The organism is Streptomyces rubellomurinus, assembly GCF_000961885.1.
GTDB classification, from domain to species: Bacteria; Actinomycetota; Actinomycetes; order Streptomycetales; family Streptomycetaceae; genus Kitasatospora; species Kitasatospora rubellomurina.
The window spans coordinates 85258-110497 of sequence record NZ_JZKH01000016.1 but is presented as its reverse complement, the minus strand read 5'-3'; the positions used below and the strand labels follow the sequence as shown (position 1 = coordinate 110497).

26 protein-coding genes and 1 riboswitch are annotated in these 25240 nt (G+C 74.4%); of the genes, 9 read left to right on the top strand and 17 right to left on the bottom strand.

Features of this window, described 5'->3' with window-relative positions; translation table 11 throughout:
• Positions 1 to 35: 35 nt before the first annotated feature.
• Together VM95_RS10905 and VM95_RS10900 are read left to right on the top strand one after the other, a co-directional pair.
• Entirely contained in the window at positions 36 to 1652 is a 1617-nt protein-coding gene (locus VM95_RS10905) for a hypothetical protein (RefSeq protein ID WP_167352908.1), read from the top strand.
• Positions 1653 to 1961: 309 nt separating this feature from the next.
• Entirely contained in the window at positions 1962 to 2336 is a 375-nt protein-coding gene (locus VM95_RS10900; protein ID WP_045694663.1) for an RNA polymerase-binding protein RbpA, read from the top strand.
• Between the two features lie 145 nt (positions 2337 to 2481).
• Here the strand turns inward: VM95_RS10900 and fxsA are convergent, their stop codons facing one another.
• From fxsA to VM95_RS10880, 4 genes are all read right to left on the bottom strand, one after another.
• Positions 2482 to 3060 carry an FxsA family membrane protein gene (gene fxsA, locus VM95_RS10895; RefSeq protein ID WP_045694660.1) on the bottom strand — a complete coding sequence of 193 codons (579 nt, stop codon included), beginning with the start codon at positions 3058 to 3060 and terminating at the stop codon, positions 2482 to 2484.
• 57 nt (positions 3061 to 3117) lie between these two features.
• Positions 3118 to 4758: an apolipoprotein N-acyltransferase gene (gene lnt / locus VM95_RS10890; RefSeq protein WP_045694734.1), complete on the bottom strand. Its 1641-nt coding sequence runs from the start codon at positions 4756 to 4758 to the stop codon at positions 3118 to 3120.
• A 194-nt stretch (positions 4759 to 4952) separates the two neighbouring features.
• Positions 4953 to 6560, bottom strand: coding sequence for an amidohydrolase (locus VM95_RS10885; protein ID WP_045694658.1), 1608 nt, complete (start codon positions 6558 to 6560; stop codon positions 4953 to 4955).
• An 84-nt stretch (positions 6561 to 6644) separates the two neighbouring features.
• Entirely contained in the window at positions 6645 to 7085 is a 441-nt protein-coding gene (locus tag VM95_RS10880; RefSeq protein WP_045694655.1) for an Lrp/AsnC family transcriptional regulator, read from the bottom strand.
• 237 nt (positions 7086 to 7322) lie between these two features.
• On the opposite strand from VM95_RS10880, the gene VM95_RS43660 reads away from it, so the two are divergent.
• Positions 7323 to 7793 (top strand): hypothetical protein, encoded by a 471-nt coding sequence (locus tag VM95_RS43660; RefSeq protein ID WP_157882042.1) that lies wholly within the window; start codon positions 7323 to 7325, stop codon positions 7791 to 7793.
• A gap of 97 nt (positions 7794 to 7890) precedes the next feature.
• Here the strand turns inward: VM95_RS43660 and VM95_RS10870 are convergent, their stop codons facing one another.
• A complete protein-coding gene (locus VM95_RS10870; RefSeq protein WP_045694653.1) occupies positions 7891 to 9063 on the bottom strand; it encodes an acyl-CoA dehydrogenase family protein in 1173 nt (390 codons plus the stop codon).
• A 212-nt stretch (positions 9064 to 9275) separates the two neighbouring features.
• Here VM95_RS10870 and VM95_RS10865 point away from each other — a divergent pair, with 212 nt between their 5' ends.
• Together VM95_RS10865 and VM95_RS10860 are read left to right on the top strand one after the other, a co-directional pair.
• Positions 9276 to 9914 (top strand): uridine kinase family protein, encoded by a 639-nt coding sequence (locus tag VM95_RS10865; protein ID WP_052707282.1) that lies wholly within the window; start codon positions 9276 to 9278, stop codon positions 9912 to 9914.
• Positions 9915 to 10329: 415 nt separating this feature from the next.
• The gene (locus VM95_RS10860) at positions 10330 to 12330 is read left to right on the top strand and encodes an AAA family ATPase (RefSeq protein ID WP_052707285.1); all 2001 of its coding nucleotides are present in this window, start codon (positions 10330 to 10332) and stop codon (positions 12328 to 12330) included.
• A gap of 21 nt (positions 12331 to 12351) precedes the next feature.
• Here the strand turns inward: VM95_RS10860 and VM95_RS10855 are convergent, their stop codons facing one another.
• The 10 genes from VM95_RS10855 to VM95_RS10810 all read right to left on the bottom strand — a co-directional run bounded on the left by VM95_RS10855 (position 12352) and on the right by VM95_RS10810 (position 21033).
• Positions 12352 to 13335 (bottom strand): NAD-dependent epimerase/dehydratase family protein, encoded by a 984-nt coding sequence (locus tag VM95_RS10855; RefSeq protein ID WP_045694651.1) that lies wholly within the window; start codon positions 13333 to 13335, stop codon positions 12352 to 12354.
• Between the two features lie 82 nt (positions 13336 to 13417).
• The gene (locus VM95_RS10850) at positions 13418 to 14467 is read right to left on the bottom strand and encodes a hemolysin family protein (protein WP_045694648.1); all 1050 of its coding nucleotides are present in this window, start codon (positions 14465 to 14467) and stop codon (positions 13418 to 13420) included.
• Entirely contained in the window at positions 14464 to 15807 is a 1344-nt protein-coding gene (locus VM95_RS10845; RefSeq protein ID WP_107072922.1) for a hemolysin family protein, read from the bottom strand. The genes VM95_RS10850 and VM95_RS10845 overlap by 4 nt, the downstream gene beginning before the upstream one ends.
• 207 nt (positions 15808 to 16014) lie before the next feature.
• Complete coding sequence (locus tag VM95_RS10840) at positions 16015 to 16458, bottom strand: PH domain-containing protein (RefSeq protein WP_045694646.1); 444 nt, start codon at positions 16456 to 16458, stop codon at positions 16015 to 16017.
• A 103-nt stretch (positions 16459 to 16561) separates the two neighbouring features.
• Positions 16562 to 17410 (bottom strand): ATP phosphoribosyltransferase, encoded by an 849-nt coding sequence (hisG, locus tag VM95_RS10835; protein ID WP_045694644.1) that lies wholly within the window; start codon positions 17408 to 17410, stop codon positions 16562 to 16564.
• Between the two features lie 70 nt (positions 17411 to 17480).
• Positions 17481 to 17753 carry a phosphoribosyl-ATP diphosphatase gene (locus tag VM95_RS10830; RefSeq protein ID WP_045694641.1) on the bottom strand — a complete coding sequence of 91 codons (273 nt, stop codon included), beginning with the start codon at positions 17751 to 17753 and terminating at the stop codon, positions 17481 to 17483.
• 122 nt (positions 17754 to 17875) lie between these two features.
• Positions 17876 to 18349 carry a 6,7-dimethyl-8-ribityllumazine synthase gene (gene ribH, locus VM95_RS10825; RefSeq protein ID WP_045694637.1) on the bottom strand — a complete coding sequence of 158 codons (474 nt, stop codon included), beginning with the start codon at positions 18347 to 18349 and terminating at the stop codon, positions 17876 to 17878.
• Positions 18350 to 18419: 70 nt separating this feature from the next.
• Positions 18420 to 19700, bottom strand: a complete 1281-nt coding sequence (locus VM95_RS10820) for a bifunctional 3,4-dihydroxy-2-butanone-4-phosphate synthase/GTP cyclohydrolase II (RefSeq protein ID WP_045694635.1) — start codon at positions 19698 to 19700, stop codon at positions 18420 to 18422.
• Positions 19697 to 20284, bottom strand: a complete 588-nt coding sequence (locus tag VM95_RS10815; RefSeq protein ID WP_078859781.1) for a nicotinamide mononucleotide transporter family protein — start codon at positions 20282 to 20284, stop codon at positions 19697 to 19699. Before VM95_RS10815 ends, VM95_RS10820 begins: the two co-directional genes overlap by 4 nt.
• 56 nt (positions 20285 to 20340) lie before the next feature.
• Positions 20341 to 21033 (bottom strand): riboflavin synthase, encoded by a 693-nt coding sequence (locus VM95_RS10810; RefSeq protein WP_045694633.1) that lies wholly within the window; start codon positions 21031 to 21033, stop codon positions 20341 to 20343.
• Between the two features lie 279 nt (positions 21034 to 21312).
• A riboswitch (FMN riboswitch) is annotated at positions 21313 to 21440 on the bottom strand.
• A 207-nt stretch (positions 21441 to 21647) separates the two neighbouring features.
• Between VM95_RS10810 and VM95_RS10805 the strand changes: the two genes are divergently transcribed.
• Positions 21648 to 21893, top strand: a complete 246-nt coding sequence (locus VM95_RS10805; RefSeq protein ID WP_045694632.1) for an SCO4226 family nickel-binding protein — start codon at positions 21648 to 21650, stop codon at positions 21891 to 21893.
• Positions 21894 to 21961: 68 nt separating this feature from the next.
• Here the strand turns inward: VM95_RS10805 and VM95_RS10800 are convergent, their stop codons facing one another.
• Complete coding sequence (locus tag VM95_RS10800; protein WP_157882041.1) at positions 21962 to 22276, bottom strand: antibiotic biosynthesis monooxygenase family protein; 315 nt, start codon at positions 22274 to 22276, stop codon at positions 21962 to 21964.
• Between the two features lie 206 nt (positions 22277 to 22482).
• On the opposite strand from VM95_RS10800, the gene VM95_RS10795 reads away from it, so the two are divergent.
• Positions 22483 to 23178, top strand: a complete 696-nt coding sequence (locus tag VM95_RS10795; RefSeq protein ID WP_078859779.1) for an MSMEG_1061 family FMN-dependent PPOX-type flavoprotein — start codon at positions 22483 to 22485, stop codon at positions 23176 to 23178.
• A 19-nt stretch (positions 23179 to 23197) separates the two neighbouring features.
• On the opposite strand, the gene VM95_RS10790 is transcribed toward VM95_RS10795, so the two are convergent.
• Positions 23198 to 23455: a YegP family protein gene (locus VM95_RS10790; RefSeq protein ID WP_244178717.1), complete on the bottom strand. Its 258-nt coding sequence runs from the start codon at positions 23453 to 23455 to the stop codon at positions 23198 to 23200.
• Positions 23456 to 23566: 111 nt separating this feature from the next.
• On the opposite strand from VM95_RS10790, the gene VM95_RS10785 reads away from it, so the two are divergent.
• Both VM95_RS10785 and VM95_RS10780 read left to right on the top strand, forming a co-directional pair.
• A complete protein-coding gene (locus VM95_RS10785) occupies positions 23567 to 23986 on the top strand; it encodes an HIT family protein (RefSeq protein ID WP_045694630.1) in 420 nt (139 codons plus the stop codon).
• Positions 23987 to 24056: 70 nt separating this feature from the next.
• Positions 24057 to 25139, top strand: a complete 1083-nt coding sequence (locus tag VM95_RS10780) for a serine hydrolase domain-containing protein (RefSeq protein WP_052707280.1) — start codon at positions 24057 to 24059, stop codon at positions 25137 to 25139.
• Positions 25140 to 25240 lie beyond the last annotated feature (101 nt).

Genomic DNA, 25240 nt, shown 5'->3' with positions numbered 1-25240 from the left:
CCCCCACCCGTCCCACCCGCCCGGGGAGTCAAGGAATGACGCTGCACCGCCATCTCAGCAAGGGCCGCGAGATCGCCCGAACCGCCGGGGACCACGCCTCCGACATGTTCGCCCCGCTCACCGTGATCGGCCGCGGGCTGCGCCACCACGCCGACTGGGCCAAGGGCCGCTGGCAGGCCACCCCGAAGGACCGCCGCGGCCCGACGCTGTTCCTCACCGCCGCGATGCTGGTCGGCATCTACCTGCTGCCGCACGGCCTGCTGTTCGCGCTGATCGCCCTGATGGCCACCGCCGCCTGGTCCGGCCGGGCCCCCAAGGCGCCGTCTGCCCCGCCCGGGCCCGACATCGCGGAGGTCAAGTTGGGCGCCCTCTACTCGGCGCTCACCCCGTACCTGTGCGGCCCCGAGGACGCCAACCCGCTCTACCACTTCGAGGGCGACTACAAGAACGCCTTCGGCTCCTGGGAGTTCGACGGCGAGGGTCGGCTCAGCCGCCTGGAGCTGAGCTACCCGGCCTACTTCACCGACACCGAGCCCGCCGCCCGGGCCCGGATCGAGCAGGTCGTGCAGGGCAAGGCCGGCCGGGCCCGGGAGTACCGCTTCGACTGGGACGAGGAGTCCAACCGGCTGCGGATCGCCGCACTGACCCCGCTGCCCACCGACATCGCCGCCCAGCGCTTCGTCGCCGCCCCCGGCGAGATCGTGCTCGGCTTCACCGACGAGGACGGCAGCGCCCGGACCATCCCGGTCGGCCGGGCCGGCGCGACCGTCCAGCAGCCGCCGGTCGTCTGGCGCACCGGCCCGCGCTCCTCCGAGCCGCACCTGCTGGCCCTCGGCGCGACCGGCTACGGCACCTCCAGCCTGCTCCGCTCGATCGCCCTGCAGGCCCTGCCGTACGCCGACCTGGTGGTGGTCGACGGCGCCGGCACCGGTGAACACGCCTGCCTGGTGAACCGCCCGGGCGTGCACACCGTGGAGACCAGCCTGCACGGCGCGCTGGCCGCGCTGCAGTGGGCCGCCCAGGAGACCGAGCGGCGGCTCACCGCGCTGAACGCCGCCCGGCACGCCGGCGCCGCTCCGCCGGAGGACGCCACCCGGCCGCTGTGGCTGCTGCTGGACCACCCGACCGAGCTGAGCGAACTGGCCCAGGCCGAGGGCCGGCCGGACCCGCAGGACCTGCTGGAGCTGCCGCTGCGGCACGGCCGGGCCGCCCGGGTCACGGTGGTGGTCGCCGACGCCGTCGAGGCGCTGGAGCGGCTCACCCCGACCGTCCGGGCGACCACCCGGGCCCGGGTGCTGCTCGGCCCCACCGGCCCCGAAGACGCCTACGCCGCGCTCGGCGCGCCGCTGGACATCGTGCCGGCCGCGCACGCGCCGCTCGGCCGCGGCTACGCCCGGATCGGCAACGCCGCGCCCGTCCGGCTGCAGGTTCCGGCCACCGTCGACCCGCTCGACGAGGAGGCGCCGGCCCAGCTGCGGGACGCGGTGATCGCCCTGCTGCCGCACCGGGACACCCGCACCGAGGCCGCCGCCGCGGTGCCGCCCCGCCCGGACCGCCCGCCGGTCGTCCCGGCCACCGATCCGGGCGCCGCGGCCCGGCCCGTCGACCTCGGCAAGAGCGAGCCGATGATCCGTTCCCGACCGATCTCCTGATCCCCGCATTTCGAAGGCGATCCGGGGCAGGTTCCTTGATGATTCGGGGGCGGCGAGGCGCGTCGGATCCCGTCCCGGTACGCTCGTCACAGAAAGTACGCACGATCGCCAGATGTGAAATAGGTGACACCTGGGGTGATATCACCGGCCAGATGTGACAAATCGGGCGCCGGTGGGTACAAACAGGGGCGGCACGACAGACGACGCATGTCCCGGGACGGGAATCTTCGTCGGAAGCCGAGCGTTGACCGAACGACGAAGAACAGCGACCACTAGTCCTGTGGGCCATGAGCCCGGGAGGCACGATTCATGAGCGAGCGAGCTCTCCGCGGCACGCGACTCGGGGCCACTAGCTACGAGACCGACCGTGGCATTGACCTGGCGCCCCGCCAGACCGTCGAGTACGCATGTCAGAACGGACACCGCTTCGAGGTTCCCTTCTCGGTCGAGGCGGAGATCCCGTCGACCTGGGAATGCCGCTTCTGCGGCCAGGAGGCGGCTCTCCTCGACGGCGACGAGCCCGAGGAGAAGAAGGCCAAGCCGACGCGCACCCATTGGGACATGCTGATGGAGCGCCGGACGCGCGAGGAGCTGGAGGAGGTGCTGGCCGAGCGGCTGGCCGTGCTCCGCTCCGGCGGGATGAACCTCGCGGTGCACCCGCGCGACACCCGCAAGAGCGCCTGACACCGCTCCCGCCCCGCGCGGGAGCAATCGAAAAGGGACCCTGGTCACCAGGGTCCCTTTCGCGTTGCCCGGAGACGGTTTCCGGAGTTCCGCGCGAGGAGTTCTCGGGCCGCGGCGGACGGCGGGCCGCCGCGGCCCCGTTCGTTCAGCCGGCGAGCGGCGGGCGGTAGCCGGTGTCCGGGTCCTGCGGGTCGCGCGGGCCGGCGGCCGGGTCGACCACCTCGCCCTGGATCACCTTGCCGTCCGGGCGGTGGATGCGCAGCTGCTCCTGCAGCCGCATCGCGTCCGCGAACGGGGCGGCGCCGACCGGGCCGGCGGCGCGCAGCGCCCGGTCCGCGGCCCGGCGCCCGGCCGCCCGCCAGAGCGCCCGGGTGGGCGGGAACAGCAGGGTCAGCGCGACCAGGTCGGACAGGAAACCGGGGAGGATGAGCAGCAGGCCGGCCAGCACGGTCAGGCTGGTGCCGGTCTGCGGCTGCTGCGACTGCGGGTTGCGGCTCTGTTCGAGCGCCGCCGACAGCGCCTTCAGCCCGGCCCGCTTGATCAGCGAGCCGCCGATCAGCACGCCGGCGACGAGCAGCAGCAGGACGGTGAAGCCGCCCAGCCAGGAGCCCACCTGGACCAGCAGCCAGATCTCCAGCACCAGCCAGGCGGTCACCAGCAGCGGCAGTGCCCGGCGGAGCCTGCCGCGCGGAGCCGGACGGGTGGGGGTAGCTTGCTGCGTCACGGTACGGATCCACTCCAAAGCGGTGCTAGGGCGCGCCGCACGGGAGGTCCGGGCCGGCTACGGCACCACCTGGTCCAACGATTCCCCCTCGGCCGGTGTTCCAGCCGCCTTCCTCCGGGCCCGGCCGATCAGGACCGCCGCGCCGCAGGCCAGCAGGCCCGCGACGGCCAGCGTCCACTCCGGCGCGGCGCCCACCCGGTCGGCGACCGTGGTGCCGTCGCGCAGCGGGACGACCGCCGACAGCTCGGCGGCGGTCAGCTCCTCGGTGCGCTGCTGGACGGTGCCGTCCGGGCCGATCACCGCGCTGATGCCGCTGGTGGCGGCGATCAGCACCGACCGGCCGTGCTCGACGGCGCGCAGCCGGCTCATCGCGAGCTGCTGCTCGGGCTGCCCGGTCTTGGCGTAGGTCGCGTTGTTGGTCTGGACCACCAGGACGCGGGCGCCGCTGTCCACGGTGTCGCGGACGATCTCGTCGTAGGCGACCTCGAAGCAGATCACGTCGCCGATCCGCGCCGGGCCGAGCTGCATCACGCCGTTGTGGTCGCCGGGGTAGAAGTCCCGGGCGACCCGCTGGAGGCGGGTGATCACCTTCATCAGCTGGGCGCGGAACGGCACGTACTCGCCGAACGGGACGGGGTGCTGCTTGGTGTAGGAGGCGCCCGGGCCGGTGACCGGGTCCCAGACGATGCCCTCGTTCTGGACGTGCTGCGCGTCCGGGCCGTCCACCAGGGTGCCGACCAGGGTGGGCACGCCGATCGCCTTGACGGCCTCGTCGATGCGCTCGTGGGCCAGCGGGTCGCTGAACGGGTCCAGGTCGGAGGAGTTCTCCGGCCAGATCACCACGTCCGGGCGCTGGACCTTGCCGTTCGCGATGTCGAGGGCGAGGCGCTCGGTGGCCGCGGCGTGGTTGTTGAGGACCATCATCGGGCGGCCGAGGAAGTCCATGCCCGGGTTCGGCACGTTGCCCTGGACGATGGCGACCTTCACGGTGTCGTCCGCCGCGGTCGGCACCGGCACGGCGTAGCCGGCCAGCAGCGCGGCCACCGCGCCGAGCGCCGCCAGCGCGGCTGCCAGCGGCGCCCGCCGCGGCCCGCGCACCCGCAGCGCCGCCCAGGCCAGCATGGCGCCGGAGAGCGCGACCGCGAAGGTCACCAGCGGCGCGCCGCCGAGCGCGGCCAGCGGGGTGTACGGGGTGGCGGTGTTGGCGAAGGCCAGCCGGCCCCAGGGGAAGCCGCCGAGCGGCAGCCGGTCGCGCGCCCACTCCTGGGTGATCCACAGGCAGGCCGCCCAGAGCGGCCAGCCGGGCAGCCGGGAGGTGAGCGCGAGGGCGCCGCCGAGCGCGGCCAGGAACAGCGCCTCGACGATCGACAGGCCGACGGTGGCGTCCCAGCCGACCACCCGCAGCCAGCTCAGCAGCATCAGGAAGAACGGCAGGCCGAACGCGAAGCCCGTCCAGGCGCCCTGCCGGACGGTACGGCCCCGGGTGAGCAGCGAGAGCGCGGCCACCCCGAGCAGCGACAGCGGCCACAGGTCGTACGGCGGGAAGGCGAGGGCGAGCAGCAGGCCGGCCAGGGCGGCGAGGCCGGTCCGGGGCAGCCCGGCCCGGACCTTGGCGAGCGCGCGGGCCACCCGGCCCGGCCGGTGCGCCGGCTCCTGCGGCTCGGCGGCCGGACCGGACCGCTCCTGGGTGACGGGCATGGTCACCGGCGCACCATCTTCCTGGGGGCTTGCTTGTTCGGACGCTGTCCGAAGAAGGTACCCCGGAACGTCAGGCCGCCGTGCGCTGAGGGTGGTAGGTGGCGAGCAGTTGGCGCGGGACGGTGAAGTCGGCGGGGACCAGCGCAGTCATGCCAGTTCAACCTACGGTCCGGTGCCCGCCGCCTTCATCCGGTTCAGCGCTGGTGCACCGTGCGGCCGCGGACCACGGTGCGCAGGCAGACCGGCAGGTCGCGGCCCGGGGTGAGGTCCGGCAGGCCGGGGGTGCCGGAGCGCGGGTCGGTGGACCAGCCGGCGACCCGGGAGTCGGGGGCCTGGACGACCAGGTCGTCGGCGGCCCAGATCGCGTAGCTGGCGACCGCGCCCGGCACCAGGACGCCGTCCTGGTCGCGGCCGATCGCGCGCCAGCCGCCGCGGGTGTGCGCGGTGAAGGCGGCGCGGACCGAGATCCGGTGGTCCAGGGTCCGGTGGAAGGCGGCGGCGCGGACGGTGCCCCACGGGTCGAGCGGGGTGACCGGGGCGTCCGAGCCGAAGGCCAGCGGGACGCCGGCCCGCAGCAGCGCCGCGTACGGGTTGAGGGCGGCGGCCCGCTCGGCGCCCAGGCGCCGCACGTACATGCCGTCCGGGCCGCCCCAGGCGGCGTCGAAGGCGGGCTGGACGGAGGCGGTCAGGCCCAGCTCGGCGAAGGCGGCGATGGACGCGCCGTCCAGTGCCTCGGCGTGCTCGACGCGGTGGCGCAGCGCCCGGACCCGGGCGGCGCCGACCCGCTCGCCGGCCGCCCGGACGCCCTCGATGACGGCCGCGACGGCCGCGTCGCCGATGGCGTGGAAGCCGGCCTGCAGCCCGGCCTCGGTGCAGGCGGCGACGTGGTCGGCGACCTGCGCGGCGGTCAGGTAGGCGGTGCCGGTGTGCGCGGCGTCGGCGTACGGGGTGTGCAGGCAGGCGGTGCGCGAGCCGAGCGCGCCGTCGACGAAGAGGTCCCCGCCGGCGCCCGTCGCGCCGAGCCGGCGGGCGGTCTCGACGCCGCCCAACTCGCCCCAGTAGCCGAAGACTTCAGGGCCGTCACCCTCGGCGGCGAGGGCCAGCAGGGCGGTCAGGTCCGCCTCCGAGGAGATCTCCGGGCCAGCGCACTCGTGGACGGCGCCGATGCCGAGTTCGGCGGCGCGGGCCAGCGCGGCGCGCTGGGCGCGGCGGCGCTGCTCGGGGGTGAGGCGGGCGAGCGCGGTCTGCCGGACGGCGTGGTGGGCGTCCTTGGTGAGCGGGCCCTCGGGGTCGAAGCCGGCGCGCTCGGGCAGGCCCTCGGTGAGGGTGCGCAGCGCGCTGGTGGCGACCGCGGAGTGCACATCGGTGCGGGAGAGGTAGAGGGCCGCGCCGCGGGCGGCGGCGTCGAGTTCGGCGAGCGTGGGCGGGCGGCCCTCGGGCCAGCCGGACTCGTCCCAGCCGTGGCCGATCAGCACGCCGCCGGGCTCGTCCTGGCCGTCGACGAAGGCGGTGACGGCGGCCAGCGCGGCGGCCAGCGAGGGGCTGCCGGTGAGGTCGAGGCCGGTGAGCGCCAGCCCGGTGGCGGTGGCGTGCACGTGGGCGTCGACGAAGGCGGGGGTGACCAGCGCGCCGTCCAGCTCGACGATCTCGTCCGCGGTCGCGGCGTACGCCTCGGCGGCGCCGTCGCTGCCGACCCAGGCGACGTGCTCGCCCTCGACGAGCATCGCGGTGGCGAAGGGGTCGGCGGGGCTGTAGACGGCGCCGCCGCGCAGCAGGACGGTCCGGGAGGTGCGTTCGGTCATGCGGCTAAGTCTGCACCCCTCGGATGCCAGGTCAGAGCCCTGGGGCCTGGATGCCAGGCCAGAGCCCTGGGCCCGGATGCCGGGTCAAAGCTTCGGGGGTCGCGCCTCGTACGGGGTGGAGAGGACGACGGTGGTGCGGGTGGAGACCCCGGCGGCGCTGCGGATGCGGGCGAGCAGGTCCTCCAGGTCGCCGGGGGCGCCGACGCGGACCTTGAGGATGTAGTTCTCGTCGCCGGCGACGCTGTGGCAGGCCTCGATCTCGGGCAGGCCGGCCAGCCGTTCCGGGGTGTCGTCCGGGGCGCTGGGGTCGAAGGGCTTGACCGAGATGAATGCGGTCAGCGCCAGGTCGACGGCGTCCGGGTCGATGATCGCGGTGTAACCGCGGATCACCCCGCGCTGTTCGAGGCGGCGCACCCGCTGGTGCACCGCCGAGGTGGACAGGCCGGTGGCCTTGCCCAGGTCCGTGTAGCTCATCCGGCCGTCCTCGAGGAGCAGCTGGACGATGCGTTGGTCGAGATCCTCCACAGCGGCCAACCTACCGGCTCCGGCGCACGGGGGGCGCACGCGGTGGCACCCGGTGCCGCCGCAGGTGCCGGGGCACATGCCGGGCGACCATGGCAGCCGGCCGGGCGGCCGGTGTGGCGAAGGACACACCTGGTGCATCACGGTGCGCCGGGCCGCAGGGTTATGAGTCCGAGTCGCAGGGAAGTGCTGGTTGTGGCCCTGGACGACAACGCCGGGCCCGATCCTAGGGGGATCCTCATGCCTGCTACTGACCAGCGCGCGCTGGGCGCCGACGAGACCGACGATATGACCGGCCGCGATGGCCTCGCGGCCGAGCACACGCCGGGCACCGACCCCGGCGAGGCCGAGACCTGGGACATCTTCCGGGTCAACTGCCCCGAGTGCCGGCGCCCGATCGCCCTGGTGGCGGACGAGGAGCGGCTGCCGCAGCACGCGCTGCTCCCGACCGCGTGGAACCCGTTCGCCCCGGCGATCTGCCCGGGCTCGGGCACGCCCACGGACGACCTGGCCGAGGTCGAGGCCCCGGCGGACGCCGAACAGAGCGGGCTGGCCGGGCTGTTCAAGCTCCCGAGCCAACTCGACTGGCGCACCCAGCCGTTCTCCCACGCGGTGCTGCACCGGCCGGTGCGCGCCGCCGCCCAGCCCGCTCCCGCGCGACCGCAGCTGGCGGCCATCCCGGAGCAGCGCCGCCGTCTCGTCCGGCGCTGACTCCCGCCCCGCGCGGGCGACTTGACGCACCGCCAGAGAAGCCTCCGGCCGCCACTCCGCACCCTGGAGTGGCGGCCGGAGGCCGTACGGGGAGCGGTCAGCCCTTGGCGCCCTTGGCGAGGTGGCGACCGATGACCAGGCGCTGGATCTGGTTGGTGCCCTCGACGATCTGCAGCACCTTCGCCTCGCGCATGTAGCGCTCGGCCGGGAAGTCCTGCGTGTAGCCGTAGCCGCCGAGCACCTGGACGGCGTCGGTGGTCACCCGCATCACCGTGTCGGTGCAGAACAGCTTGGCCATCGCCGCCTCCTTGGAGAACGGCCGGCCGGCGTCCCGCAGGCGGGCGGCGGACAGGTACAGCGCGCGCCCGGCCTCGATCTGCGTCGCCATGTCGGCGAGCATGAACGACAGGCCCTGGAAGTCGCCGATCGCCCGGCCGAACTGGCGCCGGGTGGCGGCGTAGTCGACGGCGAGGTCGAGCGCGGCCTGGGCGACGCCGATCGCGCACGCGGCGATGCCGAGGCGGCCCGAGTCCAGCGCGCCGAGCGCGATCTGGAAGCCCTGGCCCTCCTCGCCGATCAGCCGCTCGCGGGAGATCCGGGCGCCGTCGAAGTTCAGCTGCGCGGTCGGCGAGGAGCGCATGCCCATCTTGTGCTCCGGCTGCGCGGCCGACAGCCCCTCGGTGACCCCGGGCACGAGCAGGCAGCTGATGCCCTTCGGCCCGTCGACGCCGGTGCGCACCAGGGCGCTGTAGAAGTCGGCCTGCCCGCCGTGGGTGATCCACGCCTTGGTGCCGTTCACCACGTACGCGTCGCCGTCGAGCTCGGCGCGGGTGCGCAGCGCGGCCGCGTCCGAACCGGACTGCGGCTCGGAGAGGCAGTAGGCGCCGAGCTGCTCGCCGGAGAGCATCCCGGGCAGCCACTTCTCGCGCTGCTCCTCGGTGCCGAAGGTGGCCAGCGCGTGGCAGGAGAGGGTGTGCACGCTGACGCCGAGGCCGATCGCGAGCCAGCCGGCCGCGAGCTCCTCCAGGACCTGCAGGTACACCTCGTAGGGCTGCTCGCCGCCGCCGTACTTCTCGTCGTACGGCAGGGACAGCAGGCCGGCCTCACCGAGGGTGCGGAAGACCTCCCGGGGGAAGCGGCTGGCGGCCTCGTCCTCCGCCGCGCGGGGCTGCAGCTCGCGCTGGACCAGCTCCCGGGTGAGGCTCAGCAGCTCGCGGGCCTCCTCGGTCGGCAGCTGGCGCTCCACGGCTTTCACAGGGGAGGGGGTCATGGCGGCGGTCGCCTCCTCGATCGGGCGCCGCGCCTCGGTGTCGGCGTGGTCCGGCGCGGGTGTGGCAGGTCGGCCCGACCGTCACCGGGTTGCGGTGAACGGCCGTTCACAGGCGTGGCGAAGGCGAGTATGCCGGAAACCCGGGCTGCCGTCACGACCAGCACGGATCAACTGTCCGCAGTGGCGGGATACGGCACCGTAGGGTTGCCGATGTGGCTGCTTCCGGACCCTTTCCCACCCCTTCGGCGCCCCCGACCGCGCCCGCCGACGAGCTGGGCGCGCTCGCGGCCGAGCTGCGCGCGCTGCCGCCCTCCTGCGGGCCGGTGCGGCTGGTGGCGGTGGACGGGCACGCCGGATCCGGCAAGACCACCTTCGCCGCCCGGCTGGCGGCGGCGCTCGGCGGCGCCCCGGTGGTCCACCTCGACGACCTGGCGACCCACAGCGAGCCCTTCGAGTGGACCGACCGGCTGCGCACCCAGGTGCTGGAGCCGCTGGCGGCCGGGCGGGACACGGCGTACCGGGTGTACGACTGGACGCTGCGCCGCTTCGCCGGCTCGGCCGCGGTGCCGGCCGCCCCGGTGGTGCTCGTGGAGGGGGTCGGCGCGGGGCGGCGGGCGGTGCGGCCGCGGCTGGCCCGGGTGATCTGGATGGAGCTGGACGCGGCGGCCGCCCGGCGGCGCGGGGAGCTGCGGGACGGGCCGGAACTGGCCGAGTTCTGGGCGGGCTGGGCGCGGGCCGAATCGGCGCATTTCGCCGCGGACCCGAGCCGCCCGTACGCGGCGACCAGGGTCGACGGGGTGACCGGGCGGATCTTGCCGAGCACCCTGGGTGAAACTTCAACAAGCTCTTGACCTGCGGCGTTGCCAGGATCTAGGTTCTCCTCAGCCGCCGGAACGCGAGATTCCGGCCGCTGCGGACCCGGCGCCCCCGGCTTGTTCCCCCGTGAGTCGGGGGCGCCGTCCCCCGCCCTTCCGAAACTCGCCCCCCGCACCGCCCGGCCCGCCGCCCGCCCGCTCAACGGCCGCTGGCGCGATCGCATTTGACCCTGTTCGACACCCTTCCGGATCAGCCCCGCGCCGGTACGATTCCTGACAGGCGCGGATGCGCCCCGGGGGCACCACGACCACCGGCCCGGCGGCGCGCAGCCGACCCCCAGGGCCGGGGCCCCGGGCCACACGGCGGGGGGCGTGAGTGACGACGGTGGACAGTTCCGACAGCACGGCGGGCGGCCCGGACCGGCTCGCCGACCGCGCCTGGCAGCGTGCCATGGACGCCTACACGGCCGGCGCCTACACCCGCGCCGAGGAGGAGTTCCGCTCCGCCGTCAGACTCGACCCCGGGATGGCCGACGCCTGGCTCGGCCTGCACGCCCTGCGCAGCGACACCTCCGCCGCGCTGCTGGCCATGTACCGCAACCAGAAGCGGTTCGGCGAGCAGCGGCAGCTGCACCGACGCCCGCTCAGCTCCTGGTACTGGCTGGGCTGGTGGGTGCAGCCCGTGCTGGAGACCACCCGCGACCTCGCGCTCGCGCACGCCTCGCACTGGCTGGACGGCCGCCACCTGGCCGAGCTGGACCGCGCGTTGGAGCAGTGCCCGCCGCCCGGCGAGGACCCGTCCGTGCAGTTCCTGCACGCCTGCCGCTCCTACCTGCTCAAGGACTGGGAGCAGCTGATCCGGGACACCGACCGGCTGCTGGACGACCCGATGCTCGGCATCGAGGCCGGGCTGTTCGCCGGCATGGCCCGGGTCCGCCTCGACATGTGCGCCCAGGCGCAGGCCCCGCTGGCCGCCTCGCTGGCCCGCTGCCGCTCCGAGCAGCCGCAGCGCAAGGAGCTGCGGTACTGGCTGGCGCGCGCCTACGAGGGCGCCGGGCGCAGCGCGGCGGCGCTGCCGCTGTACCGGGCGGTGCACCGGGCCGATCCGGCGTTCATGGACACCGAGGCGCGGCTGGCGGCGATCGCCGCCGAGGACGGGCTGGCGGACGGGCTGACGGACCGGCTGCCGGCCGGCGGGCGCCCGGGCGGCGCCGAGGACTGCGGGCCGGAGCCGGCCGGCTACCAGGACCCGGCCTGCCCGGACGGGGCGTACCCGGACCTGGGCTTCCCGGACGAGGCCCTGCTGGGCTACGGGTTCCCGGAGCCGGCCCCGCAGCCCAACGGCCCCCAGCCGAGCGCGGCCCAATCGAACGCGGCCCAGCCGAACAACGTGCTGCCGAACGGCGCGCCGGAGCCCGCCGGGGCGGACGGGACGGCCGTCGTCGACGCCGCCGGCGCCGCCGCGCCGCAGGCCGCCGGGCAGCGCTCCGGATCGGGCCCCGCCGCGGGCCCGGCCGGGCCCGCCGGGCCGCTGCCCGTCCGCGGCGCCGCGCAGCTCCGCTCCGCCCCCGGGCCGTCCGCCCAACCGGCGGGTGACGACCGGGAGTTGGACGCCGCCCTGGCCGAACTCTCGCTGATGGTGGGCCTGGAGCCGGTCAAGCGCCAAGTGCGGGCGCTGTCCGCCCAGTTGCGGATGTCCCGGCTGCGCGCCGAGCAGGGCCTGCCGGTCCAGCCGCCGAAGCGGCACTTCGTCTTCTCCGGGCCGTCCGGCACCGGCAAGACCACCGTGGCCCGCATCCTCGGCCGGGTCTTCCACGCCCTCGGCCTGCTCTCCGGCGACCATCTGGTGGAGGCCCAACGGGCCGACCTGGTCGGCGAGTTCCTCGGTCAGACGGCGGTGAAGGCGAACGAGCTGATCGACTCGGCGCTGGACGGCGTGCTGTTCATCGACGAGGCGTACAGCCTCTCCAACTCCGGCTACACCAAGGGCGACGCGTACGGCGACGAGGCGCTGCAGGTGCTGCTCAAGCGCGCCGAGGACAACCGGGACCGGCTGGTGGTGATCCTGGCCGGCTACCCCGAGGGCATGAACCGGCTGCTGGCCACCAACCCCGGCCTCAACTCCCGCTTCACCACCCGGGTGGACTTCCCGAGCTACCGTCCGAACGAGCTGACCGCCATCGGCGCGGCGCTGGCCGGCCGGGACGGCGACGGCTGGGACGAGGACGCGGCCGAGGAGCTGGCCAGCATCTGCACCCACGTGGTCCGCGAGGGCTGGATCGACGAGCTGGGCAACGGCCGGTTCATCCGCACCCTGTACGAGAAGTCCTGCGCCTACCGCGACCTGCGGCTCTCGCTGCTGCGCGAGCCGCCGGGCCGGGAGGACCTGGCGACGCTGCGGCTGCCGGACCTGGTGCAGGCGTACGGGGAGCTGATCGACGGCCGCACCTGACCAACTCCCCAGCGAACACGGCTACTTCAGCAGCTCCACCTCCCGCTCCGGGTCGAGCCCGACGGGCGGCCGGTCGGCCCGCTGCGGGGCCTCGCCGCCGATCGAGCGCAGCCAGGCCCAGGTGTCCTCGACCGTCTCGGCGACCGGCCGGCAGCGCAGCCCGGCGGCGAGCGCGCGCTCGACCGAGCCGGTGTGCAGGAAGTCGTACAGCTCGCCGGGCGCCAGCCAGATCGGCAGCTCCGTCCACGGCGCGACGCCCGCCGCCAGGATCTTCTCCGGGTCGGTCCAGCGCAGCTCGGCGGCCGGGCCGGCGGCCCGTACGCAGGCGTCCAGCAGCTCGCCCATGGTGGCGTGGCCGGACGGGCTGACCACGTTGTACGGGCCGGCCAGGCGCGCGGCGACCGCGTCCAGCAGCCAGCCCGCGAGGTCGCGGACGTCGATGTACTGCAGCGGCAGGTCGCGCGGGCCGGGGGCGAGCACCGGGCCGCCGCGGGCGATCCGGTTCAGCCACCAGGGCAGCCGGCCGATGTCCTCGTACGGGCCGAGGATCAGCCCGGCGCGGGCCAGCAGCGCGCTGCCGCCGAACTCCGCCTCCAGCGCCAGTTCGGCACCGCGCTTGGCCTCGGCGTACGGCACCTCGCCGGTCAGGTCGGGCGAGGAGTCGACGACAGCGGCCGCCTCGCCCGCCCCGGAGGTCAGCGGGTAGTCGTACACCGAGCGGCTGGAGACGTACGCGTAGTGGCCGATCCGGCCGTTGAGCAGCCGGGCGCTGTCGCGCACCGCCGCCGGGGCCCAGGACCAGGTGTCCACCACCGCGTCCCACTCCCCCGTGGCCAGCGCCGCGAGGCCGCCCTCGGCGGTGCGGTCCCCGTGCAGCACGCGCACGCCCTCGGGGGCGGGCCGCGTGCCGCGGTTGAGGGCCGTCACCTCCCAGCCCCTGGCCAGCGCCGCCTCGGCGACGGCCCGGCCGACGAACTCGGTCCCACCCAGCAGCAGAAGTCTCATGCCGACCACCCTGCTCCGAGGGTGGCCGGCACGGGAACCGTTGCCTGCTGTCGGCAGAATCGCCGTCGGCGAAACCGGGGGGCTACCCGGAGGTCGACCGGTGGTCCGGGTCGTGCATCTCGCCGACCAGCTCCTCCAGCACGTCCTCCAGCATCACCACGCCGAGCGTGCGGCCGTCCTGGTCGAGCACGGCGGCCAGGTGGCAGGCGGCGCGGCGCATCGCGCCGAGCGCGTCGTCCAGCGGGAGGCTGCCGCGCAGCACGGTGATCGGCCGCCACAGCCGGGCCGGGACGGGCGCGGAAGGGTCGTCCACGTCGAGGATGTCCTTGAGGTGCAGGTAGCCCAGGTAGCCCTGGCCGGCCGGGTCGCCGTCGGTGACCGGGAAGCGCGAGAAGCCGGTGCGCAGCGCCAGTTCCTCGACCTGGGCGGCGGTCACCTTGGTGTCCACGGTGACCAGCTGCTCGGGCCTGAGCAGCACCTCGGTGACCGGGCGGTGGCCCAGCTCCAGGGCGTCCTCCAGGCGTTCCTGGCGGTCCTCGTCGAGCAGGCCGGCGTCCCGGGAGTCGGCCAGCAGGTACAGCAGCTGCTCGGTGGTGAACACCGACTCGACCTCGTCCCTGGCCTCCACCCGGAACAGCTTCAGCACGCCGTTGGCGCAGGCGTTCAGCAGCCGGATCACCGGGGCGAGCCAGCGCGCCAGCCGGTCCAGCGGCGGGCCGAGCCACAGCGCGGCCCGCTCCGGGCCGGCCATGGCCATGTTCTTCGGCACCATCTCGCCCATCACCATGTGCAGGAACACCACGAGGGCGAGCGAGATCCCGTACGAGAGCGGGTGCATCAGGCCGGCCGGGACGCCGATCGCGTGGAACGGCCCCTCCAGCAGCGCGGCGATGGTCGGCTCGGCGAGCGCGCCGAGGCCCAGCGAGCAGACGGTGATGCCGAGTTGGGCGGCGGCCAGCATCGCGGAGACGTTCGACAGCGCGTGCAGCACGGTGCGGGCGCGCTTGTTGCCCGCCTCGGCGAGCGGTTCGATCTGGCTGCGGCGGACCGAGACGACGGCGAACTCGGCGCCGACGAAGAAGGCGTTGCCGAGCAGGAGCAGCAGCGCGACGGCCAGTTGGAGCGCGGTCATCGGGCGTCCCTCCCGGCATCGCCGAACGGGGAGGGCACGGCGGTGCGCTCCACCCGGACCTGGCTGGTGCGGTGCCGGTCGACACCGGTCACGGTGAACCGCCACCCGGGCAGCCCGGCCTGCTCGCCCACCTCGGGGAGCTTGCCGAGCAGGTCGGCGACCAGGCCGGCCAGCGTCTCGTACGGGCCGTCCGGGGCGCTCAGGCCGATCCGCTCCAGCTGGTCGAGCCGGGTGCGGCCGTCCGCCTCCCAGGCGGGCAGGCCGTTCACCGGGGGCAGCGGGAGCAGGTCGGGGTGGTCGTCCGGGTCGTGCTCGTCCTGTACCTCGCCGACGATCTCCTCGACGATGTCCTCGACGGTGACGACGCCGGCGGTGCCGCCGTACTCGTCGACCACGATGGCCATCGGCTGGAGCTTGCGCAGCCGCTCCAGCAGCCGCTCGGCGGGCAGTGTCTCGGGCACCAGCAGCGGCGGCGCGGCCAGTTCGGCCACCCGGACCAGGCCGCGCCGGGCGGCCGGGACGGCGAGCGCGTCCTTGAGCGTGACGATGCCGGTGACCTCGTCCAGGCTGTCGGCGTAGACCGGGAAGCGGGACAGGCCGGTGGCCCGGGTCAGGTTGATCACGTCCGAGGCGGTGGCGTGGCGCTGCAGCGCGGCGACGTCGATCCGCGGGGTCATCACGGACTCGGCGGTCAGCTCGCCCAGGCCCAGGGTGCGGACGAACAGCGTCGCCGACTCCTCGTCTATCGCCCCGGCCTTCGCCGAGTGGCGGGCCAGCGAGACCAGTTCGGCCGGGGTGCGGGCGTGCCCCAGCTCCTCCTGCGGCTCGATGCCGAAGGCCCGGACCGTACGGTCGGCGGCGCCGTTCAGGGCGCTGATCAGCGGGCGGCAGACGAAGGAGAAGGCCATGTGCGGGGCGGCGACCGCGCGGGCCACCTGGAGCGGGCGGGAGATCGCCCAGTTCTTCGGCACCAGCTCGCCGATCACCATCTGGACGACGGTGGCCACCACCATGCCGACGACCACGGCGACGCCGCGGGCGGCCGAGTCGGGCACGCCGAGGCCCGACATGACGGGCGACAGCAGCGTGGACAGCGCAGGCTCGGCGAGCATGCCGACCACCAGCGAGGTGACGGTGATGCCCAGTTGGGCGCCGGAGAGTTCGAAGGAGAGGTGCCGCACGGCCCGGGAGACCCGGCCGGCCTTGACGTCGCCCGCCTCGGCGGCGCGGTCCACGGCCCCGCGCTCGACGGTCACGAAGGCGAACTCGGCGGCGACGAACAGGCCGTTGGCGAGGATCAGCAGGAGGGCCGCCAGCAACAGCAGCCAGGCGGTGATCACAGTGCCGCCCGCCTTCCGGTGGTCGGAAGTGAGGCGGCGCAGGTACTACCGGACGGATCGTCCATCGAGGGGGTGTGTCACTCCTCAGGTCGAAGGTGGGCAGGGCGACGGAAGGCTTTGCCCTGTTTTTACCAGCGTAGACGATAACGGGGCCGGGACGGGAAACGTGTTCGGGGCCCCGACCGGCGGCCCACCGGGCCGGGAGGGTCAGCCGGCGGCGTGGTGTTCGACCAGGTCACGCAGCGCGCGGGCGTTCGCGATCGCCTGGTCCTTGCCGACGCCGGACTGGATGCCGACCGCGGCGAGCGAGGTGCCGTCCGCGAGGTCGAGGGTGGCCCACGGGTCGCCCTGGCGGAAGTTGACCCGGACGATCTCCGCCCAGGCCAGCCGGCGGCTGCGCACGAAGTTGACCACCGTCACGCCGTCCGCGTCGGCGCGCACCCGGGGGCGGGCCAGCATCAGGCCGACGCCGGCGAACAGCAGGCCGCTGGCCGTCATCATGATCCGGTCGTTGAGCTGCCAGTTCGCCGGGAGCAGCACGGCGAGCACCGCGAACAGCACCACCAGCAGCGCGCAGACCGGCAGCAGCACGGCGCGGGTACGGCGCGGCGCCCAGGTGACGGGGTACTCGACGGGCGGCGGGGTGGACACGTTCGGTCTCCGGTGGTTCTGGTCTCGGCAGCGCTGGGGCGGGGACGCCGGCCGGCGTCCCCGCCCCATTGAACCGTTCTTTACTCTCCGACCCGCGAGCAGGTCAGAGGCGGCAGGCGTGGATGTTGGTGACCAGGATGGCCCGGGCGCCGATGCTCCACAGGTCGTCCATGATCCGCTGGGCCTCCTTGCGGAGCACCATCGCGCGGACGGCCACCCAGCCCTCGGTGTGCAGCGGGGAGACGGTCGGCGACTCCAGGCCGGGGGTGAGCGCCACGGCGGCGCCGACCTTCTCGGCGCGGATGTCGTAGTCCATCAGCACGTAGCGGCGGGCCACCAGGACGCCCTGCAGGCGGCGCAGGAACTGGTCGACGCCCGCGTCCTCGCCGGCGCCCTTGGGGCGGATCACGACGGCGTCCGAGATCAGGATCGGGTCGCCGAACACCTCCAGGCCGGCGTTGCGCAGGCTGGTGCCGGTCTCCACCACGTCGGCGATCACGTCGGCGACGCCCAGCTGCACCGCGGTCTCGACCGCGCCGTCCAGCTTGGTGACGGTCGCCTTCACGCCGTGGTCGGCGAGGTGCTGCTCGACCAGGCCGGTGTAGGAGGTGGCGATCCGCAGGCCCTCCAGGCCCTTGACGTCCTGCACGTCCACGCCCTCGGGGCGGGCGAAGCGGAAGGTCGACCCGGCGAAGCCGAGGGCGAGCACCTCCTCCGCGTTGGAGTGCGAGTCGAGCAGCAGGTCGCGGCCGGTGATGCCGACGTCCAGGCGGCCGGAGCCGACGTAGACGGCGATGTCGCGCGGGCGCAGGAAGAAGAACTCGACCTCGTTGTTCGGGTCGACCAGGACGAGTTCCTTCGGGTCCTTCCGCTGGCGGTAGCCGGCCTCATGGAGCATCTCCGCCGCGGGACCCGAGAGAGAACCCTTGTTGGGGACGGCGATGCGCAGCATGGGAGGTTGCTTCCTTACCTGTTGGACCTGTTGGGGAGGGGTGTGCTCGGACGTGGAGCGGGGGGTGGGCTCAGAGGTACTTGTAGACGTCGTCGAGCGTCAGCCCGCGGGCGATCATCATCACCTGAACGTGGTAGAGGAGCTGCGAGATCTCCTCCGCCGTCTGCTCGTCCGACTGGAACTCGGCGGCCATCCAGACCTCGGCGGCCTCCTCGACGACCTTCTTGCCGATCGCATGGACGCCCTGCTCGACGAGCTGGGCGGTACGGGAGGTCGCGGGGTCGCCGGAGGCGGCCTTCTGCTGGAGCTCGGCGAAGAGCTCCTCGAATGTCTTCGAAGCCATGATGGGACTCACCTTACGGCGTGCCGGCGGACGGGCGGTAAACGGTTCCGGACCGTGGACGGTCCGGTGGACGTCCACGGCCCGGAGGCGTGCGCGGGGTGGCCGCTGGTGGTCGCGGGTGGTCAGCGGACGTCGCGCAGGGTGACCGCGGTGGCGACGGCGGCGGTGACGGCCTCGTGGCCCTTGTCCTCGGCGGAGCCCGGCAGGCCCGCACGGTCCAGCGCCTGCTCCTCGTTGTCGCAGGTCAGCACGCCGAAGCCGACCGGGACGCCGGTGTCGACGCTGACCTGGGTGAGGCCGGCGGTGGCCGCCTGGCAGACGTAGTCGAAGTGCGGGGTGCCGCCGCGGATCACCACGCCGAGGGCGATCACGGCGTCGTAGCCGCGCTCGGCGAGGCGCTTGGCGGCGACCGGCAGCTCGAAGGTGCCGGGGACGCGCAGCACGGTCGGCTCGGCGACGCCGAGCTCCTTGAGCGCGCGGTGGGCGCCGTCCAGCAGGCCGTTCATCACGGTGTCGTGCCACTGGGCGGCGACGACGGCGACCTTGAGGTCGGCGGCGTGGTCGATGGTCAGCTCGGGGGCTCCGTGGCCGCTCATGGTTCCTGCTTCCTGTGTCTGTCGGTCGAGGTGCTGGGGTGCTTCGGGCGCTTCGGGCGCTTCGGCTGCTTCAGGAGCCGAGGCCGGGCAGGTCGTGGCCCATCCGGTCGCGCTTGGTGCGCAGGTAGCGCAGGTTGTGCTCGCCGGGCGTGGTGGCCACGGCCTCGCGCCCCTCGACCTTGAGGCCGTGGTCGGTCAGCGCGGTGAGCTTCTGCGGGTTGTTGGTCAGCAGGGTGAGCGAGCGGACGCCGAGGTCCGCCAGCATCTGCGCGGCGATGCTGTAGTCGCGGGCGTCGGCGGGCAGGCCGAGGTCCAGGTTGGCGTCGACGGTGTCGCGCCCCTGCTCCTGCAGCTCGTAGGCGCGCAGCTTGTGGGTCAGGCCGATCCCCCGGCCCTCGTGGCCGCGCAGGTAGAGCACCACGCCGCGGCCGGCCTCGGCGACCCGCTTCAGCGAAGCCTCCAGCTGCGGGCCGCAGTCGCAGCGCAGCGAGCCGAAGACGTCGCCGGTCAGGCACTCGGAGTGGACCCGCACCAGGACGTCCTCGCCGTCCGGCAGCCGCCCGTCCGGGCCGAGGCCGCCGGCCACCAGGGCGAGGTGCTCGACGCCGTCGATGGTGCCCTTGTAGCCGACCGCGGTGAAGTCGCCGTGCGCGGTGGGCAGCGAGGTGGTCGCGGCCCGGTCCACGTGCAGCTCGGTGCGCCGGCGGTAGGCGATCAGGTCCTCGATGGAGATGACCGCCAGGCCGTGCTCGCGGGCGAAGGCGACCAGCTCGGGCAGCCGGGCCATGGTGCCGTCGTCGTTCACCACCTCGGCGATCGCGCCGGCCGGCGGGAGCCCGGCGAGCCGGGCCAGGTCGACGGCGGCCTCGGTGTGCCCGGGGCGGACCAGCACGCCGCCCTCGACGGCGCGCAGCGGGAAGACGTGCCCGGGGCGGGTGAGGTCGCCGGGCTCGGTGCCGGCCGAGGCCAGCAGCCGGACGGTGCGGGCGCGGTCGGCGGCCGAGATGCCGGTGTCCACGCCGTCGCGGGCGTCCACCGAGACGGTGTAGGCGGTGCCCTTGCGGTCCTCGTTGACCTGGGTCATCGGCGGGAGCTTGAGCCGGTCCAGCTCCTCCCCGGTCATCGGGGCGCAGATCACGCCGGAGCTGTAGCGGATGGTGAAGGCCATCAGCTCGGGGGTGGCCGCGGCGGCGGCGAAGACGATGTCGCCCTCGTTCTCGCGGTCCTCGTCGTCGACCACGATCACGGCGCGGCCGAGGGCGATGTCGGCGATCGCCCGCTCGACCGGGTCGAGGACGAGGTCCTCCCCCTCCGTGCCGGGGGTGCTGTCGTACGTCTGGTTCTCGGTCATGCCGGGACTCCCTGCGGGACGTTGGCGGAGGTGACTCGCGGCTCACGGGTGCTCAGCCACCAGGAGCGCAGGCCGAGCAGCACCAGGACGAAGTAGACGGAGTAGGTCAGGCCGGAGAAGGTGTAGCCGCTGTCGAAGGCGAGCGGGACGCCGACCACGTCGACGGCGATCCAGGCGAACCAGAACTCCAGCCAGCCGCGCGCCTGGGCGACCATCGCGGCCAGGGTGCCGACGAAGATGTAGGCGTCCGACCAGGGGCTCCAGGACAGGCTGGGGTAGGCCTCGAACAGCAGCCCCAGGGCGACGGTGCCGGCCGCGGTGCCGCCGACCAGGGCCGCCCGCTCGGACCAGCCGGCGAACCGGACGGCGATCGTGCCGGTGTCCCGGCGGCCGCGCCGCCACTGCGACCAGCCCCAGGCGGCGGTGGCGATGACGATCAGCTGCTTGCCGATCAGGCCCGGGACGTGCCCGCCGAGGTAGGCGGCGATCAGCACCGCGCCGGACAGGAGCTGGACCGGCCAGCTCCACACCGAGCGGCGCCAGCCGAGGGCGAGGCCGGCGAAGCCGAGCAGGTTGCCGATCATGTCGGCCCACTTCACCGGCTGGCCGAAGGCGGTGAAGGCTTCCGCGCTGAGCCAGTTCACTTGGTCTCCCCCGGGGTGTTCGCGTCGGGCAGGGGCGGCAGGCCGGGCAGGGCGGGGAGGGTGCGCGACTCGAGCAGGCGCTCGACGTACTTCGCGAGCACGTCCACCTCCAGGTTGACGCTCTCGCCGACCGTCTTGGCGCCGAGCGTGGTCAGCGCGAGGGTGGCCGGGATCAGGCTCACGGTGAAGCTGTCCCGGGCGGCCTCCACCACGGTCAGGCTGACGCCGTCGACCGTGATCGAGCCCTTCTCCACCAGGTAGCGGGAGATGCTCTCCGGGAGGCTGAACCGCAGGACCTCCCAACGGAGTTCGCCGGCCGCGTCGCGCTCGCCGGGCTCGCGGGCGAGCAGCCGCCCGGTGGCGTCGACATGGCCCTGCACGAGGTGGCCGCCGAGCCGGGCGCCGAGCGCCATGGCGCGCTCCAGGTTCACCCGGGACCCTGGCTTCAGCTCGCCCAGGCTGGAGCGGTGCAGCGTCTCGGCCATCACGTCGGCGCTGAACTCGCCGGTGCCGGCGGCCAGTTCGCCGGGAGTGTCGACCACGGTCAGGCACACGCCGTTCACCGCGATGGAGTCGCCGTGCCGCGCGTCCGTACAGACCACCGGGCCGCGCAGGCGGATCCGCGAGGAGTCGCCGATCTCCTCGATCGACACGACCTCGCCGAGCTCTTCGATGATGCCGGTGAACACCCGGGTCTCCTCGCGCTTGGGGCGCGGACTCCGGGGCGGCAGAAGGGAGATGACACGGACGGGCACCGGTGCGCGAAGCCGCCGGTACGACCCGTCGCCGGGGGTGCCGAGGCCGCCGGGGGATCGCTCTCCCGGCCCGGGAGACCCGCTCCCGCCGCTCACCTGACCGCGGCCGCCGCTCGTCGATACCCTCGTGCGCCGGTCTTCGAAGCTTCTCGCTTCGAGGCTCGCCGCCCGTTGTTCTCGGAGCTGGACCACGGGTACTGCTCATCGTCCGCCCGCGCACGCCTCCCATCCGGACTTTAACCGTCGGTCCAGGAATTTCACCTGGTCAACCGGCCGCTGGCTGCGGACGGGTCGCGGACTGTAACCGCCGGTTCGGATTTTCACCGACCCCGGAGTGCGCTGAACGTCACTGCTGTTGGCAACATTGTGCCACGCGCGGCGCGGGCGCAGGGAGGGGCCGCGGCTGTGGCCTGTTTCACGGCCGGGGCGGGAATGGCGGAGCCGGTCGCCGGGGGTGACGCTGGTAGCAGGGGCGTCGGCGGCGGCCCGCTCACGGGCTCCGACAGCGCCCCGGCAGGCACGCTTCGGCAGGCACGGAGGCGAGGACCATGAAGTTCATGGACGTCCACCACGGGATGGCCGGGATCACGGCGGAGCAGTTGCGGCAGGCCCACCAGGCCGACCTGGAGATCCAGGGCGACGAGGGCGTGCGGTTCGAACAGGCCTGGGCCGACCCGGACTCGGGCACGGTGTACTGCCTGTCCGAGGCGCCGTCCAAGGAGGCGGTGCAGCGGATCCACGACCGGACCGGGCACCCGGCGGACGAGATCCATCCGGTGCCGCTGTCGGTGTGAGGCGCGTGGTGGCGGGGCGCGGGGCGCGTGACCGTGGGTCGCGCGCCGGGCGCCGGACAGCCCGCGGCTCAGAGGGTGACGGGGGTGGCGACGGACGTGAAGTGGGTGACCTCCGGGGGGTGCGCGAGATAGCTCAGCTCGCCCTCCGACCAGACCGGCCGGATCCGCCACATCGGCCCGGCGTACCCGCGCAGGGCCTCCTCGTCGCGCCAGCGGCTCAGCACGAGCACCCGGTGCCCGTCCTCGGTCACCGACCGCAGCAGCTCACCGCCGAGGCAGCCGTCCGTCCGCCCGAGCTGCGGAAGCACCTGGGCCGCCAGGTGCGCGCAGAACTCCTCCAGGCGGCCGGCGACAACCTGCCCGGCCCAGATCCTGATGATCACGACCACCACCTCCGTGCGGTCCCAGGTGAGTCCCTGGCCCCATTATCAGCGGAAAACCGCTGGTGGCGAGGGGTTCGGCCAGGGTTTCACGGAGGGCGACGGACGGGCCCGGCCGGCCGGGCGGGCGCCCGGGACGGCGGGGTGCGCGGCCGGGATGGCGGGGCGGGCCCTGGGTCGCGCGGGGCGGCATCCCGTACATTCCCGCCATGACCATCGAACCGGAATCCTCCGTTCCGTCAGCCGCCGCCCAGAGCCGCCCGGCCGACCTGTTCGCCGCCCTCAGCGCGGGCGCCCTCACCGACCCCGCGCAGCTGCGCGAGATCTACGAGCAGCCCGGCGACCACGCGCGGCGCAAGCAGGTGGACCGGCTCCACGACGTGGCGAAGCGGCTGATCGCCTGCTCCTCGCTGGTGTTCGTGGCCAGCGCCGACGCGGACGGCAACTGCGACGTCTCGCCGCGCGGCGGCCCGGCCGGCCTGGTGTCCGTGCTCGACGACCACACCCTGGCGATACCGGACGCCACCGGCAACAAGCGCCTGGACACCCTGCGGAACATCCTGGAGAACGGCCGGGTCGGGCTGCTCTTCACCGTCCCCGGCCGGGACACCACGCTGCGGGTCAACGGCCGGGCCTGCGTGTCCGCCGACCCGGAGCTGCTGCGGCAGCTCACCGCCGTGGGCAAGCCGCCGCGCAGCGCGATCGTGGTGGCCGTCGAGGAGGTGTACGCGCACTGCCCGAAGGCCTTCCTGCGCGGCTCGGCGTGGCAGCCGGACCGCTGGCTCGCCGAGGACGCCCAGCCGAGCTCCGCCGAGGTCACCCTCTCGCACCTGCGGGACGACTCGCTGACCATCGAGATGATCGAGCAGACCGAGCGGGAGGCGCTGCTGTACCGGTACGAGTGACGCACCGGTACAGCGGTTCTCACGCGGCCTTGGGCAGGTCCACCACCGAGGCGTCGACGGCCGCCCGCTGGACCGCGTCGACGCCCTTGTGCGCGGCCTCCTTGCTGGAGTAGCCCTGGCCGGTGGCGACGATCTCGCCGTTGCCCGCCTTCAGCCGGAACCGGAACTTGCCGCCGGCGTCCTCGTAGACCTCGAACTTGCCCGCCATCCGGGCCACCTCCTCGGTGGGGCCGCGCCGCCGCTCGACGGCGCGCTCGGGTACCTCCCCCGCCAGCACCGTGCACCCGGCCCCGGGCGGACGCACCCGGCCGAGGGCCGTCCGGGTGACGTCGGGGCGCGGGAGGTTTGCGGAGGTGCCGGAGCGGGCGGCGGTGGCTTCAATGGACGGATGGACTGCGTGTTCTGTGCGGTGGTGGCCGGCCGGGAACCCGCCCACCGGGTGCTGGACGACGGGGCGGCGGTCGCCTTCCTGGACCGCCGACCGCTGTTCCCGGGCCACGTCCTCGTCGTGCCGCGGGCCCACCACCGCACCCTGGCCGACCTGCCGGCCGCCGAGGTGGGCCCGTTCTTCCTGGCGGTGCAGCGCGTCGCGGCGGCGGTGGAGTCGGCGGACGGGCTGGGCGCGGCGGGCAGCTTCGTCGCGGCGAACAACCGGATCAGCCAGTCGGTGCCCCACCTGCACGTCCACGTGGTGCCGCGCAATCCCAAGGACGGGCTGCGCGGCTTCTTCTGGCCACGACGTCCGTACCCGGACGAGGCCGAGGCGGCGGCGGTCGCGGCCAGGCTGCGGGCCGCGCTCGGGGCCTGAGCCGTCCCGATGGGCCGAAATCGTGCACCCGGACGACGAGTTCGCTGGTGGGGTGCATAGGCTCGCCGGTATGAACGATCTCCTCCGCCTGGTGCAGAAGACCGCCGACCGGCTCGCGGACCGGCACGTCGGAGCGGTCGTCGCCGGGCTCGCCGGCGGGGAGGTCGAGATCCGCGGCGCCGGGCGCACCGGGCCGGACGGCGCGGCGCCCGGCCCGGACACGCTGTTCGAAATCGGCTCCGTCACCAAGGTGTTCACCTCCCTGGTCCTCGCGCGGCTCGCGCTGGACGGCACGGTCGGGCTGGACGACGCGCTCGCCGACGTGCTCGCCGGGGCGCTCGCCGACCTGCCGGCCGGCTCCGGGCGCGGGGCAACCCCGGTGCCGACCAGGAACGGACGGCCCGTCACCCTCCGGCAGCTCGCCACCCACACCTCCGGCCTCCCCCGGCTGCCCCGGGGCCTCGCGGCCGGCGCCCTCATCGGCCCCAACCGGCCCGACCCGTACGCCCGTTGCACCACCGAGTACGTGCTGGCCGGGCTCGCCAGGACCCGACTGCGCGCCAAGCCCGGGCACGCCTTCCGCTACTCCAACCTCGGCGCCGGACTGCTCGGCCTCGCCCTCGCCCACCGGGCCGGCACCGGGTACGGAGACCTGGTCGCCCGCGAGGTCTGCGCACCGCTGGGGCTGGCCGACACCTGCGTGCGGGAGAACGAGGAGCAGGCCGGACGGCTCGCCCGCGGCCACACGCCGGGCGGGCGCCCGGTGCCCTACTGGGACCTCGCCGCCCTGCCCGGCATGGGCGGACTGCGCTCCACCGCCGCCGACCTCGTCGTGCTGCTCCGCGCCCAACTGGCCGCCGGCCACGCACCGGACGGCCCCCTGGCGGCGGCCGTCGCGCTCACCCGCGAGACCCGGCACCGCGTCAACCCCTTCGCGTGGGCCCACCTCGGCTGGCTCGGCCACCGCCTGCACAGCCAGCAGGGCGGACACCTGCAGATCTGGCACAACGGCGGGACGGGCGGGTTCGCCTCGTTCGTCGCCTTCGACCCGGACAAGCAGGTCGGGGTCGTGGTCCTCGCCAACACCCGCCGCCCGGTCGACGCGGCCGGAACCACCCTGCTGCGCCGCCTGCAGAACGGGCTCGGGGCGTAGGGGCAGGCGGCGGCCGGGGGTCGCCGCACCCACTGCGCCGAGGCCGGCGGCCTACGCGACACCGACCCTTCGTATACGGATTGCAGGGCGGCGCCCTCTCC

Excerpts from the sequence above, each read along its gene's own strand:
- VM95_RS10905 (WP_167352908.1), top strand. The coding sequence starts at position 36 with ATGACGCTGCACCGCCATCTCAGCAAGGGCCGCGAGATCGCCCGAACC.
- VM95_RS10900 (WP_045694663.1), top strand. The coding sequence starts at position 1,962 with ATGAGCGAGCGAGCTCTCCGCGGCACGCGACTCGGGGCCACTAGCTAC.
- lnt (WP_045694734.1), bottom strand. The coding sequence starts at position 4,758 with ATGCCCGTCACCCAGGAGCGGTCCGGTCCGGCCGCCGAGCCGCAGGAG.
- VM95_RS10885 (WP_045694658.1), bottom strand. The coding sequence starts at position 6,560 with ATGACCGAACGCACCTCCCGGACCGTCCTGCTGCGCGGCGGCGCCGTC.
- VM95_RS43660 (WP_157882042.1), top strand. The coding sequence starts at position 7,323 with ATGCCTGCTACTGACCAGCGCGCGCTGGGCGCCGACGAGACCGACGAT.
- VM95_RS10870 (WP_045694653.1), bottom strand. The coding sequence starts at position 9,063 with ATGACCCCCTCCCCTGTGAAAGCCGTGGAGCGCCAGCTGCCGACCGAG.
- VM95_RS10860 (WP_052707285.1), top strand. The coding sequence starts at position 10,330 with ATGGACGCCTACACGGCCGGCGCCTACACCCGCGCCGAGGAGGAGTTC.
- VM95_RS10855 (WP_045694651.1), bottom strand. The coding sequence starts at position 13,335 with ATGAGACTTCTGCTGCTGGGTGGGACCGAGTTCGTCGGCCGGGCCGTC.
- VM95_RS10850 (WP_045694648.1), bottom strand. The coding sequence starts at position 14,467 with ATGACCGCGCTCCAACTGGCCGTCGCGCTGCTGCTCCTGCTCGGCAAC.
- hisG (WP_045694644.1), bottom strand. The coding sequence starts at position 17,410 with ATGCTGCGCATCGCCGTCCCCAACAAGGGTTCTCTCTCGGGTCCCGCG.
- VM95_RS10830 (WP_045694641.1), bottom strand. The coding sequence starts at position 17,753 with ATGGCTTCGAAGACATTCGAGGAGCTCTTCGCCGAGCTCCAGCAGAAG.
- ribH (WP_045694637.1), bottom strand. The coding sequence starts at position 18,349 with ATGAGCGGCCACGGAGCCCCCGAGCTGACCATCGACCACGCCGCCGAC.
- VM95_RS10820 (WP_045694635.1), bottom strand. The coding sequence starts at position 19,700 with ATGACCGAGAACCAGACGTACGACAGCACCCCCGGCACGGAGGGGGAG.
- VM95_RS10815 (WP_078859781.1), bottom strand. The coding sequence starts at position 20,284 with ATGATCGGCAACCTGCTCGGCTTCGCCGGCCTCGCCCTCGGCTGGCGC.
- VM95_RS10805 (WP_045694632.1), top strand. The coding sequence starts at position 21,648 with ATGAAGTTCATGGACGTCCACCACGGGATGGCCGGGATCACGGCGGAG.
- VM95_RS10795 (WP_078859779.1), top strand. The coding sequence starts at position 22,483 with ATGACCATCGAACCGGAATCCTCCGTTCCGTCAGCCGCCGCCCAGAGC.
- VM95_RS10785 (WP_045694630.1), top strand. The coding sequence starts at position 23,567 with ATGGACTGCGTGTTCTGTGCGGTGGTGGCCGGCCGGGAACCCGCCCAC.
- VM95_RS10780 (WP_052707280.1), top strand. The coding sequence starts at position 24,057 with ATGAACGATCTCCTCCGCCTGGTGCAGAAGACCGCCGACCGGCTCGCG.